This window comes from Micrococcus sp. Alg238-R198 (assembly GCF_900537135.1).
GTDB lineage: Bacteria > Actinomycetota > Actinomycetes > Actinomycetales > Micrococcaceae > Micrococcus > Micrococcus luteus.
The window spans coordinates 381620-398274 of sequence record NZ_UNRH01000001.1 but is presented as its reverse complement, the minus strand read 5'-3'; the positions used below and the strand labels follow the sequence as shown (position 1 = coordinate 398274).

Annotated in this window: 17 protein-coding genes; 16 read left to right on the top strand and 1 reads right to left on the bottom strand. The window is 73.9% G+C overall.

Annotated features, from left to right (window positions below; all coding sequences use genetic code 11):
* Positions 1–11 precede the first annotated feature (11 nt).
* The 11 genes from G6R13_RS01805 (at position 12) to G6R13_RS01755 (ending at position 9947) form a co-directional block, all read left to right on the top strand.
* Entirely contained in the window at positions 12–761 is a 750-nt protein-coding gene (locus tag G6R13_RS01805; protein WP_179288550.1) for a TSUP family transporter, read from the top strand.
* Positions 762–891: 130 nt separating this feature from the next.
* The gene (locus G6R13_RS01800; protein ID WP_049147994.1) at positions 892–1479 is read left to right on the top strand and encodes a hypothetical protein; all 588 of its coding nucleotides are present in this window, start codon (positions 892–894) and stop codon (positions 1477–1479) included.
* A gap of 1 nt (position 1480) precedes the next feature.
* Positions 1481–2467, top strand: coding sequence for a transcription termination factor NusA (gene nusA, locus G6R13_RS01795; protein ID WP_123243989.1), 987 nt, complete (start codon positions 1481–1483; stop codon positions 2465–2467).
* A gap of 42 nt (positions 2468–2509) precedes the next feature.
* On the top strand, positions 2510–2851 hold the full coding sequence (locus G6R13_RS01790; RefSeq protein WP_049147995.1) for a YlxR family protein: 342 nt from the start codon (positions 2510–2512) through the stop codon (positions 2849–2851).
* Between the two features lie 191 nt (positions 2852–3042).
* Positions 3043–5811: a translation initiation factor IF-2 gene (gene infB, locus G6R13_RS01785; protein ID WP_063190293.1), complete on the top strand. Its 2769-nt coding sequence runs from the start codon at positions 3043–3045 to the stop codon at positions 5809–5811.
* 80 nt (positions 5812–5891) lie between these two features.
* Positions 5892–6344, top strand: a complete 453-nt coding sequence (gene rbfA / locus G6R13_RS01780) for a 30S ribosome-binding factor RbfA (RefSeq protein ID WP_036314977.1) — start codon at positions 5892–5894, stop codon at positions 6342–6344.
* Between the two features lie 13 nt (positions 6345–6357).
* Positions 6358–7323, top strand: a complete 966-nt coding sequence (gene truB / locus G6R13_RS01775; protein ID WP_101965594.1) for a tRNA pseudouridine(55) synthase TruB — start codon at positions 6358–6360, stop codon at positions 7321–7323.
* A complete protein-coding gene (locus tag G6R13_RS01770) occupies positions 7320–7688 on the top strand; it encodes a hypothetical protein (RefSeq protein WP_002855305.1) in 369 nt (122 codons plus the stop codon). The genes truB and G6R13_RS01770 overlap by 4 nt, the downstream gene beginning before the upstream one ends.
* An 11-nt stretch (positions 7689–7699) precedes the next feature.
* Positions 7700–8131, top strand: a complete 432-nt coding sequence (locus G6R13_RS01765; protein WP_036314984.1) for a hypothetical protein — start codon at positions 7700–7702, stop codon at positions 8129–8131.
* Complete coding sequence (locus tag G6R13_RS01760; protein ID WP_036314988.1) at positions 8131–9108, top strand: bifunctional riboflavin kinase/FAD synthetase; 978 nt, start codon at positions 8131–8133, stop codon at positions 9106–9108. The genes G6R13_RS01765 and G6R13_RS01760 overlap by 1 nt, the downstream gene beginning before the upstream one ends.
* The gene (locus G6R13_RS01755; RefSeq protein WP_036314991.1) at positions 9105–9947 is read left to right on the top strand and encodes a class I SAM-dependent methyltransferase; all 843 of its coding nucleotides are present in this window, start codon (positions 9105–9107) and stop codon (positions 9945–9947) included. The genes G6R13_RS01760 and G6R13_RS01755 overlap by 4 nt, the downstream gene beginning before the upstream one ends.
* Here the strand turns inward: G6R13_RS01755 and G6R13_RS01750 are convergent.
* Entirely contained in the window at positions 9925–10929 is a 1005-nt protein-coding gene (locus G6R13_RS01750) for a CPBP family intramembrane glutamic endopeptidase (protein ID WP_044658601.1), read from the bottom strand. The two genes, G6R13_RS01755 and G6R13_RS01750, sit on opposite strands and share 23 nt — an antisense overlap.
* Before the next feature lie 131 nt (positions 10930–11060).
* Here G6R13_RS01750 and rpsO point away from each other — a divergent pair, with 131 nt between their 5' ends.
* The 5 genes from rpsO (at position 11061) to G6R13_RS01725 (ending at position 16646) form a co-directional block, all read left to right on the top strand.
* The gene (rpsO, locus tag G6R13_RS01745; RefSeq protein ID WP_017488396.1) at positions 11061–11330 is read left to right on the top strand and encodes a 30S ribosomal protein S15; all 270 of its coding nucleotides are present in this window, start codon (positions 11061–11063) and stop codon (positions 11328–11330) included.
* Positions 11331–11626: 296 nt separating this feature from the next.
* The gene (locus G6R13_RS01740) at positions 11627–13888 is read left to right on the top strand and encodes a polyribonucleotide nucleotidyltransferase (RefSeq protein ID WP_101965593.1); all 2262 of its coding nucleotides are present in this window, start codon (positions 11627–11629) and stop codon (positions 13886–13888) included.
* A 92-nt stretch (positions 13889–13980) separates the two neighbouring features.
* Positions 13981–15300, top strand: coding sequence for a pitrilysin family protein (locus tag G6R13_RS01735; RefSeq protein WP_078026113.1), 1320 nt, complete (start codon positions 13981–13983; stop codon positions 15298–15300).
* Between the two features lie 43 nt (positions 15301–15343).
* Entirely contained in the window at positions 15344–16135 is a 792-nt protein-coding gene (dapB, locus tag G6R13_RS01730) for a 4-hydroxy-tetrahydrodipicolinate reductase (protein WP_036315005.1), read from the top strand.
* Positions 16128–16646, top strand: a complete 519-nt coding sequence (locus G6R13_RS01725; RefSeq protein WP_036315008.1) for a hypothetical protein — start codon at positions 16128–16130, stop codon at positions 16644–16646. Before dapB ends, G6R13_RS01725 begins: the two co-directional genes overlap by 8 nt.
* The last annotated feature ends 9 nt before the right edge of the window (positions 16647–16655 follow it).

Below are 16655 nucleotides of genomic sequence, written 5' to 3'. Positions count from 1 at the left end.
TGCTCGTCCTCGTGCTCGCCGCGGGCTTCGCGGCGGGCTGGATCGACGCCGTCGTGGGCGGGGGCGGGCTCCTGCAGCTGCCGGCCCTGCTGCTGGTGCCCGGGCTGAGCCCGATCCAGGCCCTGGCCACCAACAAGCTCGGCTCGGTGTTCGGCACGGCGACGTCGGCGCTCACCTACCGGCGGCGCCTGCGGCAGGATCTGTCCACCGCACTGCCGATGGCCGCCGTCGCCTTCGCGGCGGCCCTGGGCGGGGCCGTGGTGGCCGCGCATCTGCCGGCCGGCGTGATCCGGCCCGTGATCCTGGTGGCGTTGATCGCCGTCGCCGTGTTCACGGCCGTGCGCCCGGGCCTCGGGCAGGTCGCCGGCGTGGGACCGCGGCGGAGCACCGCGCTGGCCCGGGCCGTGGCGCTCGGCGCGGCGGTGGGCTTCTACGACGGCGTCCTCGGCCCCGGCACGGGCACGTTCCTCATCCTGGGGCTGGTCCTGCTGCTCAAGTTCGACTTCCTGCACGCCTCGGCACAGGCGAAGGTGGTCAACCTCGCGACCAACCTCGGCGCGCTCGCGTACTTCGTGCCCTCGGGGCACGCGGTGCTGGGCCTGGGGCTGCTGCTCGGCGCGGCCAACCTCGTGGGCGGCTACGTGGGGGCCCGCATGGCGATCGCCCGCGGCACCGGCTTCATCCGCGTGGTCTACCTCATGGTGGTGGCCGCGCTCATCGTCAAGGTCGGCGCGGACACCCTCGCCCCGCTGCTGCGCTGAGCCCGCCCCGTCCGACCCGGTCGGGAGCACTCGGCCCCGCCGTGGGCCGCCGGTAGGCTCGGCCCCGGATCCCGACCCCGGCCCCCGCCCGCGTGACGCGGCGGCCCCGACCCGACGAGTGAGGCACCCCATGGACAGCACCGACCGCCGCGACGACCTCGCCGAGCTGCGCACCCGCGTCGAGGAGGCCCTGGCGGCCGACGACGTGGTGGTGGAGCAGGTGCGTGCCACGGGCACCGCCGAGCACCGCACCGTCGAGGTGGTCCTCGATCGCGCCTCGGGCACCCAGGGCCTGAGCCTGGACGACGTCGCCCGCCTCTCCGGCCGGGTCTCCGCCGCCCTCGACGCCCTGGGCGACCACGTGCCCGGCGTCGGCGCGGGGGAGTACCTGCTGGAGGTCACCACCGCGGGCGTGGACCGCCCGCTCACCGAGCCCCGCCACTTCGCCCGCAACGTCGGCCGTCTCGTCGAGGTCTCGGTCGACGACGCCGCGCCTGTGACCGCCCGCCTGAAGGGCGTGACGGACGACGACGTCGAGCTGGCCGTGGTGCGCCCGCCCGCGAAGAAGGGCATGAGGGCCAAGGAGCTGCCCGCCGAGCGGGTCGCCCTCGACCGCCTCGGTCCGGCGATCGTGCAGGTAGAGTGGAGCCCCGCTCAGCAGGCCGGCGACGCCGACGCCGCCGCGGGCGAGGACACGGCCGAGCACACGGAGGCATGAGTTGGACATCGACATGAGCGCGCTGCGCATGCTGGAGGCGGAGCGGGAGATCCCGATGGACCGCCTCCTCCCCACCATCGAGCAGGCCCTGCTCATGGCGTACCACCGCACCCCGGGGGCCCTGAAGCGCGCCCGCGTGGAGATCGACCGCGCGACCGGTCACGTCACCGTGTGGGCCACGGAGCTGGACGAGGACGACACGCCCATCGGTGAGTTCGACGACACCCCGAACGGCTTCGGCCGGGTGGCCGCCTCCACGGCGCGCCAGGTGATGATCCAGCGCATGCGCGAGGAGGACGACGACAAGGTCCTCGGCGAGTTCAAGGACAAGGAGGGCGAGCTCGTCTCCGGCGTCATCCAGCAGGGCCTGAACCGCCACATGGTCCAGGTGAACCTCGGCACCCTCGAGGCCGTCCTCCCGCCGCCCGAGCAGGTGCCCGGCGAGGACTATGCCCACGGCCGCCGGATCCGCGCCTACGTGGTCTCCGCGACGCGCGGCGCCAAGGGCCCGTCCGTCACGGTGTCCCGCTCGCACCCCGGCCTCGTGCGCAAGCTCTTCGAGCTCGAGGTCCCGGAGATCGCGGACGGCTCGGTCGAGATCACGGCGCTGGCCCGCGAGGCCGGCCACCGCACCAAGATGGCCGTGCGCGCCACCCGCCCCGGGGTGAACGCCAAGGGCGCCTCCATCGGGGAGATGGGCAGCCGCGTGCGCGCCGTCATGACGGAGCTCAACGACGAGAAGATCGACATCGTCGACCACGTGGACGACCCCGCCGCGATGATCGCCAACGCCCTCTCGCCCGCCACGACCGTCTCGGTGGAGATCCTCGACGCGGACCAGCACTCGGCCCGAGCCGTGGTGCCGGAGTACCAGCTGTCCCTGGCCATCGGCAAGGAGGGCCAGAACGCCCGCCTCGCGGCCAAGCTCACGGGCTGGCGGATCGACATCGTCGGCGACGGGGTCACCACCTCCGCCCCGGGACGCTGACCGTCCCCGGGAACAGATCCGGGCCCGGACGCGCTAGGATGGATGAGGTCCTTTCTCGATCCGACGCCCGTGAGGGGTGAACGCATGACGTCTCGGACGGTCGTGCGCACCTGCATCGGATGCCGATCGAGGGCGGACCGGCAAGAGCTGGTGCGCGTCGCCCTGGACTCCTCGACGGAACCCCCATCCGTCGTCTGGGACCCGGAACGACGCCGTCCCGGCCGGGGTGCATGGCTGCACCCCGGCGAGGACTGCCTCCACCTCGCCCTGCGCCGCCGCGCGTTCGGGCGGGCCTTCCGGTCCGCCGTCGACGCCGACGCGCTGGTCCGCACCGCGGAGGCACCGGCTGACAGACCGACAGATGAAGGCGGGTCAGAGATCTGATGCGTACCCGATGAGCACTGAAGCATGAGTGCCCAGCGATGAACTTCACCCCCTGCTATCAGGCAGGCCGTGGTGCGCGTGCCCTGGTGGCGCGCGCGACGGCCTGGAGCAACGTCAACGGTCCCAGGACGCGCTGAGACGGACAGCCCGAGCGGCTCCGTTCCGGCCCGTGGGGCCAGAACAGGAGAACCGTGGCCAAGGTCCGCGTCCATGAGCTCGCCAAGGAGCTCGGCATCACCTCGAAGGAGGCCTTGAGCACGCTCAAGGACCTCGGCGAGTTCGTCAGCTCGGCTTCGTCCACCATCGAGCCCCCGGTGGTCAAGAAGCTGCGCAACGCCTACCCGGGTGCCGGCAAGTCCGCCGCCAAGCCGGGTTCCACCCCCGCCGCCCCGGCCGCGGGCCGTCCCGCCGCGCCGAAGCCGGCGGCCGCCCCGTCGCCGCGCGCCGCGGCCCCCACGTCGAATGCCGGCGCCCCGGCGCCCGGTCCCGCCGCGGGCCGCACCGCCGCGCCCAAGCCGGGCGTCGCCCCGACCCCCGGCCCCGCCGCGCCGACGCCGGCCGCCCAGGTCCCCGCGCCGAAGCCGGGCGCCGCTGCGCCCAAGCCGGGTGCCTCCGCGCCCAAGCCGGGCGCCCCGCGTCCCGGCAACAACCCGTTCAGCCCCAAGGGCGGTTCCGCCGGGTCTCGTCCGGGCGCCCGCCCGGGCGGCCGTGGCGGTGCTCCGCGCCCGGGCAACAACCCGTTCGCCCCCTCGCAGGGCATGCGCTCCGGTCGTGAGGATCGAGCGCCTCGTCCGGGCGGCCCCCGTCCGCCGGCCGGTGCCGGCGGGCCCCGTCCGGGCGGTCCGCGCCCGGCCGCGGGCGCCGGCGGCCCCCGCCCCGGTGGGCCGCGTCCGAACCCGGGCATGATGCCCAAGCAGATCACCCCGGCCCCGCAGCCGGCCCGCGGCCGTGGCCGTCCGGGCGGCGGCCCCGGCGGCGGCCCGGGTCGTCCCGGCGGCCCGGGCGGCCGTGGCGGTCGCGGCAACGCCCAGGGCGCCTTCGGGCGCGGCGGCGGCCCGCGCAGGGGACGCAAGTCGAAGCGCGCGAAGCGCCAGGAGTTCGAGCAGCAGCACACGCGTGAGATCGGCGGTGTCAAGGTCCCCAAGGGCGACGGCACCACCGTCCTGCGTCTGCGCCGCGGCGCGTCCCTGGCCGACTTCGCCGAGAAGATCCGCGCCGACGTCGCCGACCTGGTGAAGGTGCTCTTCACCCTCGGCGAGATGGCCTCGGCCAACCAGTCCCTCGACGAGGAGACCTTCCAGCTGCTCGGCGACGAGCTGGGCTACAAGGTCCAGATCGTGTCCCCGGAGGACGAGGACAAGGAGCTGCTGGAGGCCTTCGACATCGACCTCGAGGCCGAGGAGGCCAACGAGGACGAGGCCGACCTCGAGCCGCGCCCCGCGGTCGTCACCGTCATGGGCCACGTGGACCACGGCAAGACGCGTCTGCTGGACGCCATCCGCTCCTCGAACGTCATCGAGGGTGAGGCCGGCGGCATCACCCAGCACATCGGCGCCTACCAGGTGCCCGTGGAGCACGAGGGCGAGCAGCGTCGCCTCACCTTCATCGACACCCCGGGTCACGAGGCGTTCACCGCCATGCGTGCCCGCGGTGCGAAGGTCACCGACATCGCCGTGCTGGTGGTGGCGGCCGACGATGGCGTCATGCCGCAGACCGTCGAGGCGCTCAACCACGCCCAGTCGGCCGGCGTGCCGATCGTGGTGGCGGTCAACAAGATCGACAAGGACACCGCCGCCCCGGACAAGATCCGCGGTCAGCTCACCGAGTACGGCCTCGTGCCCGAGGAGTACGGCGGCGACACGATGTTCGTGGACGTCTCCGCGCGCAACAACATCAACATCGACCAGCTGCTCGAGGCGATCCTGCTCACCGCGGACGCCGCCCTCGAGCTCACGGCGAACCCGCACAAGGCCGCCCGAGGCGTGGCCATCGAGGCCAACCTCGACAAGGGCCGCGGCGCCGTCGTCACCGTGCTGGTGCAGACCGGCACGCTGCGCGTGGGCGACACCATGGTGGTGGGCTCCGCCCACGGCCGTGTGCGCGCCATGTTCGACGAGAACGGCAACGCCGTGGAGGCGGCCGATCCGTCGCGTCCCGTCCAGGTGCTCGGCCTGTCCGCGGTGCCGCGTGCCGGCGACTCGTTCCTCGTCACCGACGACGAGCGCACCGCCCGCCAGATCGCGGAGAAGCGCGAGGCCGCGGACCGCAACGCCCAGCTGGCCAAGCGCCGCAAGCGCATCACCCTGGAGGACTTCGACCAGGCCGTGGCCGAGGGCAAGCTGGACACGCTCAACCTCATCATCAAGGGCGACGCGTCCGGTGCCGTCGAGGCGCTCGAGGACTCGCTGCTCAAGATCGAGGTCGGCGAGGACGAGGTGCAGCTGCGCGTCATCCACCGCGGCGTCGGCGCCATCACGCAGAACGACGTGAACCTGGCGACCGTGGACAACGCCATCATCATCGGCTTCAACGTGCGCCCCGCCGAGCGGGTCGCCGACCTGGCCGACCGCGAGGGTGTGGACATGCGCTTCTACAGCGTGATCTACGACGCGATCGACGACATCGAGAACGCGCTCAAGGGCATGCTGAAGCCGGAGTACGAGGAGGTCGAGCTCGGCTCGGCCGAGGTCCGCGAGGTGTTCCGCTCCTCCAAGTGGGGCAACATCGCCGGTTCGCTCGTGCGCTCGGGCCTCATCCGCCGCAACGCCCAGGCCCGCCTGGTGCGCGACGGCGTGGTGGTCTCCGAGCACCTCAAGATCGAGTCGCTGCGCCGCTTCAAGGACGACGCCACGGAGGTCCGCGAGGGCTACGAGTGCGGCATCGGCCTGGGCAGCTTCAACGACATCAAGGAGGGCGACGTGATCGAGACCTTCGAGATGCAGGAGAAGCCGCGCGTCTGACGGCCGGGGCGGGGGCCCGCACGGGCCCCCGCCTTCCGCGTCCCACCCTCTGAACCATCACCACCGGAAGGAACCGCACCATGGCCGATCCGGCACGCGCCGGCCGCCTGGCCCAGCGCATCAAGGTCCTCGTGGCCGAGGCGCTGCGCCGCGGCGTCAAGGACGATCGCGTGGAGCCCGTCACCGTGACGGAGGTCCGCGTGACCAACGACCTGCAGCACGCCACCGTCTACTACACCGTCCTGGGCGACGAGGCCACGGTGGCCGCCGCCCACGAGGGCATCCAGGACAACCGCGGCATCCTGCGCCGCGAGGTGGGCCGCGGGCTCACCATCCGCCTGGTGCCCACCCTCGAGTTCGTGGCGGACACCGTCCCCGAGGCGGCCGCACACCTGGAGGACGTCCTCCGCGCGGCCAAGGAGCGGGACGCCGAGCTGGCGAAGGCGCGCGAGGGCGCGTCGTACGCCGGTGACGCGGACCCGTACCGCACCGCGGAGCCGGACGCCGACGCCGACGACGCCCCGCGCGCCTGAGGCCCGCGGCACGGTGAGCGCACGCAGCACCGGGGGACAGGCCCCCGACGCGCCGGGAACGGAGGCGTCGGGGGTCGTCCTCGTGGACAAGCCGCAGGGGTGGACCTCGCACGACGTCGTCGGGCGGGTCCGCCGGCTGGCGGGCACCCGCAAGGTGGGCCACGCCGGCACCCTGGACCCCATGGCCACGGGCCTGCTCGTGGTCGGCGTCAACAAGGCCACGCGCCTGCTGACCGCCATCACGGGCACGGACAAGACGTACACGGCCACGATCCGGCTCGGGCAGTCGACCGTCACGGACGACGCGGAGGGCGAGGTCGTGCAGACCCGGCTGGCCAACGCCGTCACGCCCGAGCGCGCGGCCGAGCAGGTCGCCGCCCTCACGGGCGAGATCCTGCAGGCGCCCTCGGCCGTCTCCGCCGTCAAGGTGGCGGGCCGGCGCGCCTACGATCGCGTCCGCGCGGGAGAGGACGTCACCCTCGACGCCCGCCCCGTCACCGTGCACGAGTTCACGGTGCACGAGCTGCGCCGGCTCGACGGCGGCCGGCTGGTCGACCTCGACGTCACCGTGCGCTGCTCCTCCGGGACCTACATCCGGGCGCTCGCCCGCGACCTGGGCGAGGCCCTCGAGACCGGCGGTCACCTGACGGCGCTGCGCCGCACCGCCGTCGGCCCGTTCGACGTGGCCGACGCGCTCTCGCTCGAGGCCCTCGCGGAGCGGTTCGCGATGACCGAGCTCTCCGAGGCCGCCGCCGGGCTCTTCCCGGTGCGCGAGCTGACGGAGCACGAGGCCCACGAGCTCGCCTTCGGGCGGGTCGTGGCGCCCACCGGCACGGGTGAGACGCTCGTCGCCGGGCGCGCGCCGGACGGCCGCGTCATCGCCCTCGTCTCCGACGTGCGCCGCCGCGGCGCCGACGTCGCCAAGCCCCAGCTCGTGTTCGCCCCGGCCGAGGGGCCGGGACAGGGAAGGACCGCATGATCCTCGACGCCTGGTTCTGGACGGGACTGGTGATCGGTGCCGTCTCGTTCGTCGTCTGCGTGGTGATGACGGCGATCCGCCGCCACCCCGCGGACGCCTCGATCCTCTCGGTGGCCGCCGTCGAGCTGTTCACGCTCGTCTATGCGGCGGCCGCCGCCGTCCGCCAGCTCGGCGGGGACACCCTGAACGGCCCCGGCTGGGAGTTCTGGGGCTACATCCTCACCGCCCTGATCGTGCCGGTGATCGCCGTGGGCTGGGCCGTCACGGACAAGACCCGGTGGTCCAACCTCGTGCTGGCCGTGGTCGGGCCCACGATCGCCGTGATGCTGCATCGCATGCAGGTCATCTGGTTCGGGCAGTGGTGAGGAGGATGGACATGGCACCCAGCGACGGCGCCCCCGCGCGCAACCAGGGTCTCGGCCGGATCATCGTCATGGTCTACGCGGTGTTCGCCCTCTCCGCGAGCGCGCGCAGCCTCTTCCAGATCCTCACGCAGTTCGACGCCGCCCCCGTGGCGTACACGCTCTCCGCGGTCGCGGCGGTCGTGTACATCGTGGCGACGTTCGCGCTCGCCCGCTCCGGCGCGCGCGCCTGGGCCGTGGCGCTGGGCGCCGTGCTCGTGGAGCTGGCCGGCGTGGTGGGCGTGGGCCTGTGGACCGTCCTGGATCCGGGGATGTTCGCCCACGACACCGTGTGGTCCCGGTTCGGCGCGGGCTACGGCTATGTGCCGCTCGTGCTGCCGGTGGTCGGCCTGATCTGGCTGCTGACGCACCGCCCCGCCCGCCCGGCCGAGGCGGGGGCGCTCTGATGCGGGTCTGGAACAGCCTGGACGAGGTCCCCACGGACCTGCCGCGCACCGTGGTCACCCTGGGCAACTTCGACGGCGTGCACCGCGGCCACCGGGAGGTGCTGCGCCGGGTCGTCGAGCTGGCGCGGGCCCGCGACGCCCTGGCCGTGGCCGTGACCTTCACCCCGCACCCGCGCGCCGTGCACCAGCCCGAGGTGCCCCACGTGGACATCATCAGCCCCGAGCAGCGGGTCGTCCTCCTGGAGGAGGCGGGTCTGGACGCGGTGCTCCTGCAGCGGTACACCCTCGAGTTCGCGGACCAGTCCCCGGAGGAGTTCGTCCGCGGCATGCTCGTGCACGGGCTGCATGCCGCCGTCGTGGTCGTGGGGCACGACGTGCGCTTCGGCCGGGGCAACACCGGCGACGTCGCGGAGATGGTGCGCCTGGGGGCCCGCTACGGCTTCGAGGTCGAGGCCGTCGAGGAGTTCCCCGCCGAGCACGGGGCCGAGCCGGAGCGCCGTTGCTCCTCGACGTGGGTGCGCGAGGCCCTGGCCGCGGGCGACGTCGCTCAGGCCGCGGCCGTGCTCGGCCGGCACCACGTGCTCGCCGGCGAGGTGGTGCACGGGTTCGCGCGCGGCCGCGAGCTCGGCTTCCCCACGGCGAACCTCGAGACGGATGTGCAGGGCATGATCCCGGCCGACGGCGTCTACGCCGGTTGGGTGCACGACGCGCACGGCGGCGTGTGGCCGGCCGCGATCTCCATCGGCTCGAACCCCACGTTCGAGGACGTCTCCCGCGTGGTGGAGGCGCACGTGATCGACCGCCATGACGAGCGGGTGGAGGACTTCGACCTGTACGGCCAGCACATCGAGGTCGAGTTCGTGGCCCGGCTGCGCGGGATGGTCGCCTACGAGGGCGTCGAGAAGCTCGTGGCGCAGATCACGCAGGACGTGGACGAGGCCCGGGCGATCCTGGCCACGACCCCCTCCGACCGGTGAGCGCCCCGGAGCCGGGCGCTTCCCCCGCTGTGCCGAACCTGCCGGGGCGCCCGGCCCGGGCCCGTCGGGCCGGGCCCAACCCCTTCGAGACCGGCGGGGAGCATTACGACGCCGTCCGCCCCTCCTACCCGGCCGCCGTGGTGGACCGCGTCCTGGCGGGCATCGCCGACGGCGCGGAGGTGGTGGAGCTCGGGGCCGGGACGGGACTGTTCACCCGGCTGCTCGCGGCCCGCCCGGCGGACCGGGTGCGGACGGTGACGGCCCTCGAGCCGTCGGCGTCGATGCGCGCCGTCCTGGAACGCGAGGTCGCGGCCGGCACGGGCGGGCGGGTGCGCGCCGTGCCGGGCACGGGCGAGGCCACGGGCCTGCCGGCGGCGAGCGCCGACGCCGTGGTGGCGGCCCAGGCATGGCACTGGATGGACCCGGCCGCGGCGAGCGCGGAGGCCGCACGGGTGCTGCGCCCGGGTGGGCGCCTGGCCGCGGTGTGGAACCAGCTCGACACGGCGGTGCCGTGGGTGCACCGTCTCACCCGGATCATGCACGCCGGGGACGTGCACGCCGCCCGGCCGGAGCAGCGCCGGTTCGCCGCCCCGTTCGGGGCGGAGGAGCACGCGCGCTGGGCGTGGACGCAGCCCATGACCGCGGCGGGGCTGCACGGACTCATGGCCTCGCGCTCGTACTGGCTGCGCGCGGACGAGCGGATCCGGTCCCGGATGACGGCCAACCTCGACTGGTACCTGCACGAGCACCTGGGCCATGCGGCGGACGCGGTCCTGCAGGTGCCCTACGTGACGGTGGCCTGGTGGGCGGCGCCGGTCAGGGGCGGGCGCCCACGGTGACCGGGACCGTCCGGGCGATCCCGGCCCGCCGCGCCTGCCAGAGCAGCAGCGCCGTGGCCACCGCGACCACCGCCACCGAGAGCAGCGTGGCCGCCGGGGAGCCGGCGGTCTCCGCGCCCACGTAGCTGTCCTCGACGGTGCCCACGAGCGTGCCGACGGCGATGATAACCACGTTGTTGACCACGTGGAGGGCGACGGCGGCCTCGAGCCCGCCCGTGCGCCACGTGAGCAGGACGGCGGCGACGGCGAACGCGGCGAGGTCCAGCAGGATCCACGGGTCGAGCGAGCCGTGGGCGAGCGAGAAGGTCGCCGCCGAGAGCACCGCGGTGACCGCGGCGGCCACGACCGGCCGGCGGATCCACGTGCCGACGGCCAGCAGCAGCCACCCGCGGAACAGGTACTCCTCGCCCGCGGCCTGGAACGGGGTGAGCACGAACGCCATGACGAGCAGCCAGACCCAGTCCTGCGCGCGCGGGGCCGTGGGGGCGCCGTCGAGGGCCCACGCGCCCAGCACGTAGGCGAGGAACAGCGGCGTCAGCACGACGACGCAGCGCGCCAGCCAGCGCCAGCGCACGCGGCCCTCGACCGAGTGGACGAAGCGGGCGGCGACGGGGTGGCCCAGCGCCACGGCCAGCAGCGCGACCCCGATCAGCGCGGCGAGCAGGAGGTTGTTCAGCAGCACCATGGGCGCGGAGTACAGGTCGAGGTCGGTCACGTCCGTCGGGTCGGCCGCGCCGAGCAGCGCGGGCCCGGACGTGGCGATCAGGGCGAGAGCGCCCAGCACGCCCCCGAGCACGAGGAGACCCACCAGGCCGGCCAGCACGAGGCCGAAGGACGCGAGCGGGTTCCACCATCGGGCCCGCGGCGTGCGCAGCAGCGCGGGGTAGCCGTGGCCGATCAGCGGCAGATCCAGGGGCGGCGCGGGCGGCCGGAGGGGGAACGACGACGGGGCCGGGGAGTGGGGGACCGGTGGGGTGCTCACCGGGCCAGGGTAGGCGATGCGGTAGACTCGACCCTCGGCCTCCCTGCAGTCCGCGGTGGGGTGGGCCCCGCGTCGTCCGCCCCGGCGGGGCGCGGCCCGTGTTCGCGGTACCGAAGTGAAGGAGGCCCACCATGGCCCTGGATCCCGCTGTCAAGCAGCAGATCATCAAGGAGTACGCCACCCACGAGGGCGACACCGGTTCCCCCGAGGTGCAGATCGCGGTCCTGTCCCGCCGCATCAAGGACCTGACCGAGCACCTCAAGGAGCACAAGCACGACCACCACACCCGTCGCGGCCTGATGGCCCTGGTCGGTCGCCGTCGTCGCATGCTCGGCTACCTGCAGAAGGTCGACATCGAGCGCTACCGCGCGCTGATCGAGCGCCTCGGCCTGCGCAAGTGACCTGAGGAGGCGGCGCCGGAGCCCGCGGGAGACCCGCGAGCGCCGGCGCCGCCTTTCGTCTGCCCCCGGACGCACGTAGTGTGTCCCGGGGGAGAGATCGCCGCAGCCTGCGGCACTCCGGCGCGCCATGGCGCGCATCCCCGCATCATCGACACACCCGACGGCTCCGCGCCCATCGCTCGCGGTCCTCGACAGTGGCTCCCGGACCCCGCCGCACGGCGGGATGCCGAGGGCCTCGATCGAAGACCAGGGGGACAGGGACGCCTGCGGCGCCGTCCACCTGAAAGGAGGCCCTCATGGAGGGTCCTGAGATCACCTTCGCCGAGGCCGTCATCGACAACGGCTCGTACGGCAAGCGCACCGTCCGCTTCGAGACCGGGCGCCTCGCCCAGCAGGCCGCCGGCGCCGCCATGGTCTACATCGACGAGGAGACGTCGATGCTGTCCGCCACCACCGTCGGCAAGTCGCCCCGCGAGGGCTTCGACTTCTTCCCGCTGACCGTGGACGTCGAGGAGCGCATGTACGCCGCGGGCCGCATCCCCGGCTCGTTCTTCCGCCGCGAGGGCCGCCCGTCCACGGACGCGATCCTCACCTGCCGCCTGATCGACCGCCCGTTGCGCCCGGCGTTCGTCAAGGGCATCCGCAACGAGGTCCAGGTCGTCGTGACCGTCACCTCGATCGCCCCGGACGAGATCTACGACACGGTGGCCATCAACGCCGCCTCCCTGTCCACGCAGCTGTCCGGCCTGCCGTTCTCCGGTCCCATCGGCGGCGTGCGCATGGCCCTCATGGACGACGGCTCCGGCACGCGCCAGTGGGTCGCGTTCCCGAAGCACTCCCAGCTCGAGGGCGCCGTGTTCAACATGGCCGTGGCCGGCCGTGTGGTGGGCGACGACGTCGCCATCATGATGGTCGAGGCCGAGGCGACCCCGGACTCCTGGACCCTGGTCAAGGAGCGCGGCGCGCAGGCGCCCACCGAGGAGATCGTGGCCGAGGGCCTCGAGGCCGCCAAGCCCTTCATCCGCGCCCTGTGCGAGGCCCAGGCCGACCTGGTCAAGCGCGCCGGCAAGGACCCGGTGGACGTCCCCGTGTTCCAGGACTACCAGGACGACGCCTACGCCGCCGTCGAGAAGCTCGCCACGGACCGCCTGACCGAGATCTTCTCCATCGGCGACAAGCAGGAGCGCGAGTCGGCCTCGGACGCCTACCTGCTCGAGGTGCTCGAGGAGCTCGCCGGCGAGGGCAAGGACTTCGCCGAGCGCAAGGGCGAGATCGCCAAGGCCTACGGCTCCCTCACCAAGCAGATCGTGCGCCGCCGCATCCTCACCGACCAGGTGCGCATCGACGGCCGCGGCCTGACGGACATCCGCAAGCTGACCGCGGAGGTGGAGGTCCTGCCCCGCGTGCACGGCTCCGCCATCTTCGAGCGCGGCGAGACCCAGATCATGGGCGTCACCACGCTGAACATGCTCAAGATGGAGCAGCAGATCGACTCGTTGGCGCCGGAGACGGCCAAGCGGTACATGCACCACTACAACTTCCCGCCGTACTCCACCGGCGAGACCGGCCGCGTGGGCTCCCCGAAGCGCCGCGAGATCGGCCACGGCGCCCTCGCCGAGCGCGCCCTCGTGCCCGTGCTGCCGGCCCGCGAGGAGTTCCCCTACGCGATCCGCCAGGTCTCCGAGGCCCTCGGCTCCAACGGCTCGACGTCGATGGGCTCCGTCTGCGCCTCCACCCTGTCCCTGCTGAACGCGGGCGTGCCGCTGCGTGCGCCCGTGGCCGGCATCGCCATGGGCCTGGTCTCCGCCGAGGTGGACGGCCAGACCCAGTACGCGGCCCTGACCGACATCCTCGGCGCCGAGGACGCGTTCGGCGACATGGACTTCAAGGTGGCCGGCACCGCGGAGTTCGTCACCGCGATCCAGCTGGACACCAAGCTGGACGGCATCCCGGCCTCCGTGCTGGCCGCCGCCCTGACGCAGGCCCGCGAGGCGCGCCTGCACATCCTGTCCGTGCTGAACGCCGCCATCGACGCCCCGGACGAGATGGCCCCCACCGCCCCGCGGATCATCTCCGTGCGCATCCCGGTGGACAAGATCGGCGCGGTCATCGGCCCCAAGGGCGCCATGATCAACCAGATCCAGGACGACACGGGCGCGGACATCACCATCGAGGACGACGGCACCGTGCTGATCGGCGCCACCGACGGCGCCTCGGCCGAGGCCGCGCGCTCCGCGGTGAACGCGATCGCCAACCCGCAGGTCCCCGAGATCGGCGAGCGCTACCTCGGCACCGTGGTGAAGCTGACCACGTTCGGCGGGTTCGTCTCGCTCACCCCGGGCAAGGACGGCCTGTTGCACATCTCCGAGCTGCGCAAGCTCAACGAGGGCAAGCGCGTGGACGACGTCGAGGACGTGCTCGGCGTGGGCCAGAAGGTCCAGGTCGAGATCACCAAGATCGACGACCGCGGCAAGCTGTCCCTCTCCCCGGTGGTGGCGGAGTCCGACGCCCTGGCCGAGACCGCGGACGCGATCGAGTCCTCGCAGATCGAGGCCTGATCCGCCCCGCCCGGCCCGGTGACCACGACGGCGCCGCACCCTCCCCGCGAGTGGTGCGGCGCCGTCGTCGCGCATGGGCGAGAATGGCCGTCATGAGTGTTCACCGTGAGATCCCCCTGGACTTCGACGGCGTGCTGGCGGACGAGGGCAACGGTTCCGTGGTGCGCCGCTCCGTGCTGCCCGGCGGCGTCCGCGTGCTCACCGAGGCCATGCCGGACCAGCGCTCGGTGACCATCGGCTACTGGGTGGCCGTCGGGTCCCGTGACGAGTCGCCCGAGGGCTACGGCGCCACGCACTTCCTCGAGCACCTGCTCTTCAAGGGCACTCCCACGCGCACCGCGATGGACATCGCGGCCGCCTTCGACCGCGTGGGCGGGGAGTCCAACGCCGGCACGGCCAAGGAGTCCACCGTCTACCACGCCCGCGTGCTGGACGAGGACCTGCCGATGGCCGTGGAGGTCCTCACGGACATGCTCACCTCCTCCCTGATCGACCCGGACGAGCTCGAGACCGAGCGCGGCGTGATCCTCGAGGAGCTCGCCATGGACGCGGACGACCCCGTGGACGTGGCCCACGAGAAGCTCGCCGAGGTCATGCTGGACGGCCACCCCCTCGGCCGGCCGATCGGCGGCACGCCCGAGACGATCCGGGCCGTCACCCGCGACCATGTGGTGGGGCACTACACGCACTGGTACCGCCCGGACGAGCTCGTCGTCACCGCCGCCGGCCACCTCGACCACGACGAGGTCTGCCGCCTCGTCCTCGCCGCCCTGCGCGCCTCGGGCTGGGAGCTCACCCAGGGGGCCCTGCCCGCCCCGCGTCGTGCCGTGGACACCGCCGGGGCCGCGGCCTCGCGGGTGCGGACCGGCACGCACACCGTCACCAAGGCGGTCGAGCAGGCCAACGTCCTCGTCGGCGGCCGCTCGCTGTCCACCACGGACCCGGACCGCTTCGCCCTGGGCGTCATGCAGTCCGTCCTGGGCGGGGGCATGTCCTCGCGGCTGTTCCAGGAGATCCGCGAGCGCCGCGGCCTGGCCTACAACACCTACTCGTTCTCCGCCGGGTACTCCGACGCCGGCTACTGGGGCCTGTACGCGGGCTGCCAGCCGGACCGGGTGGACGAGGTGGCCGCGCTGATGGAGGCCGAGCTGGACCGGATGGCCGAGGCCGACGTCACCGGGGAGGAGCTCGCGCGCGCCCACGGGCAGATCTGCGGCGGCACCGTGCTGGGCATGGAGTCCACGGGCGCCCGCATGTCCCGGCTGGGACGGGCCGAGCTGGTCACGGGGGAGTACGTGGACCTGGCGGCCTCCCTCGCCCGGGTCCGCGAGGTCGACGCCGGCCAGGTCCGGGCCGTGGCCGCGCGCCTGGCCGCGGGGGACCGGGCGCGCGTCGTCGTCGCCCCGGCCTGACCTCGGCCACGGCCGCCGGGGCGGGCCGCGTAGGCTGGAGGCCATGACCGAGACCCGCACCCCCTCCGCCGTGTCCGCTCCCGACGACGTCCCGCGCGTCGCGATCCTGGGCGCCCATGGCCGCATGGGCCGCCACGCGGTGCCCGCGGTGCGAGCGGCCGAGGGGCTGGAGCTCGTGGCCGAGCTCGGCTCGCAGGACCGCCTGGACGCGGTGCTCGACGCCGGCGCCACGCACGTCCTGGACCTCACGGTGCCGGACGCCTCGCCCGAGAACGTGGCCTTCGCCGTGGAGCACGGGCTGCACACGGTCGTGGGCACGTCGGGCTGGGTGCCCGAGCGCCGCGCGCGCCTCGAGGCGCAGTTGGCGGAGCACCCGGGGGTGGGCGTGCTGATCGCCCCGAACTTCTCGGTCGGCTCGGTGCTGGCCTCGGCGTTCGCCGCGCAGGCGGCGCGGTACTTCGAGTCCGTCGAGCTCGTCGAGCTGCACCACCCGGACAAGGTGGACGCCCCGTCGGGCACGGCCGTGCGGACCGCCGAGCTCATCGGCGCGGCCCGGGAGGCGGCCGGCGTGCCCGTCTCCCCGGACGCCACCGAGCACGACCCGGACGGCGCGCGCGGTGCCGTCGTCCACGGCGTGCATGTGCACGCGGTGCGCCTGCGTGGCCTGGAGGCGCACCAGGAGGTGCTGCTGGGCGGGCCGGGCGAGCAGCTCGTGGTCCGGCACGACGCGTTCGACCGCGGCGCCTACATGCCCGGCGTCGTCCTCGGCCTGCGGACCGTGGCCTCCCGCCCGGGTCTGACCTACGGACTGGACGGATACCTGGACCTTGGCTGAGCCCTCCCGCACTCCCGACGACGGCGCCGTGGGCCCGACCGAGCCCGCCGCCCGTGCCCGCCGCTCGACCGTGATGAGCAAGGTGTGGGTCGGCTTCGTCTGCCTGCTCGTGCTGCTGTTCGCCGGGTTCGCCCTCAACGCGTCCGTCGCGCTGGTGCGCGCCCCGCAGCCGCTGGCCAAGGCGATCGGCGTGGGCGTCATCCTCGTGGTGCTGGTGACCGTGGCCGTCCTGGCCCGCGAGGTGTGGTTCGGCCGCCAGACCGAACGCCTGGCCGACCAGCTCGAGGCCGAGGGCGGACTGCCGGAGGACGACCTGCCGCGCTCGCCGGGCGGCCGGATCGACCGGGAGGCCGCCGACGCCCAGTTCGAGCTGTACCGCGTGGAGGCCGAGGCCGCACCACGCGACTGGCGCGCCCGCTACCGCCTCGCCCTGGCCTACGACGCCTCGGGCGACCGCCGCCGCGCCCGCGAGGCGGCCCGGGAGGCCGTCCGCCTGCACCGCGCCGGCTGACGCTACCCA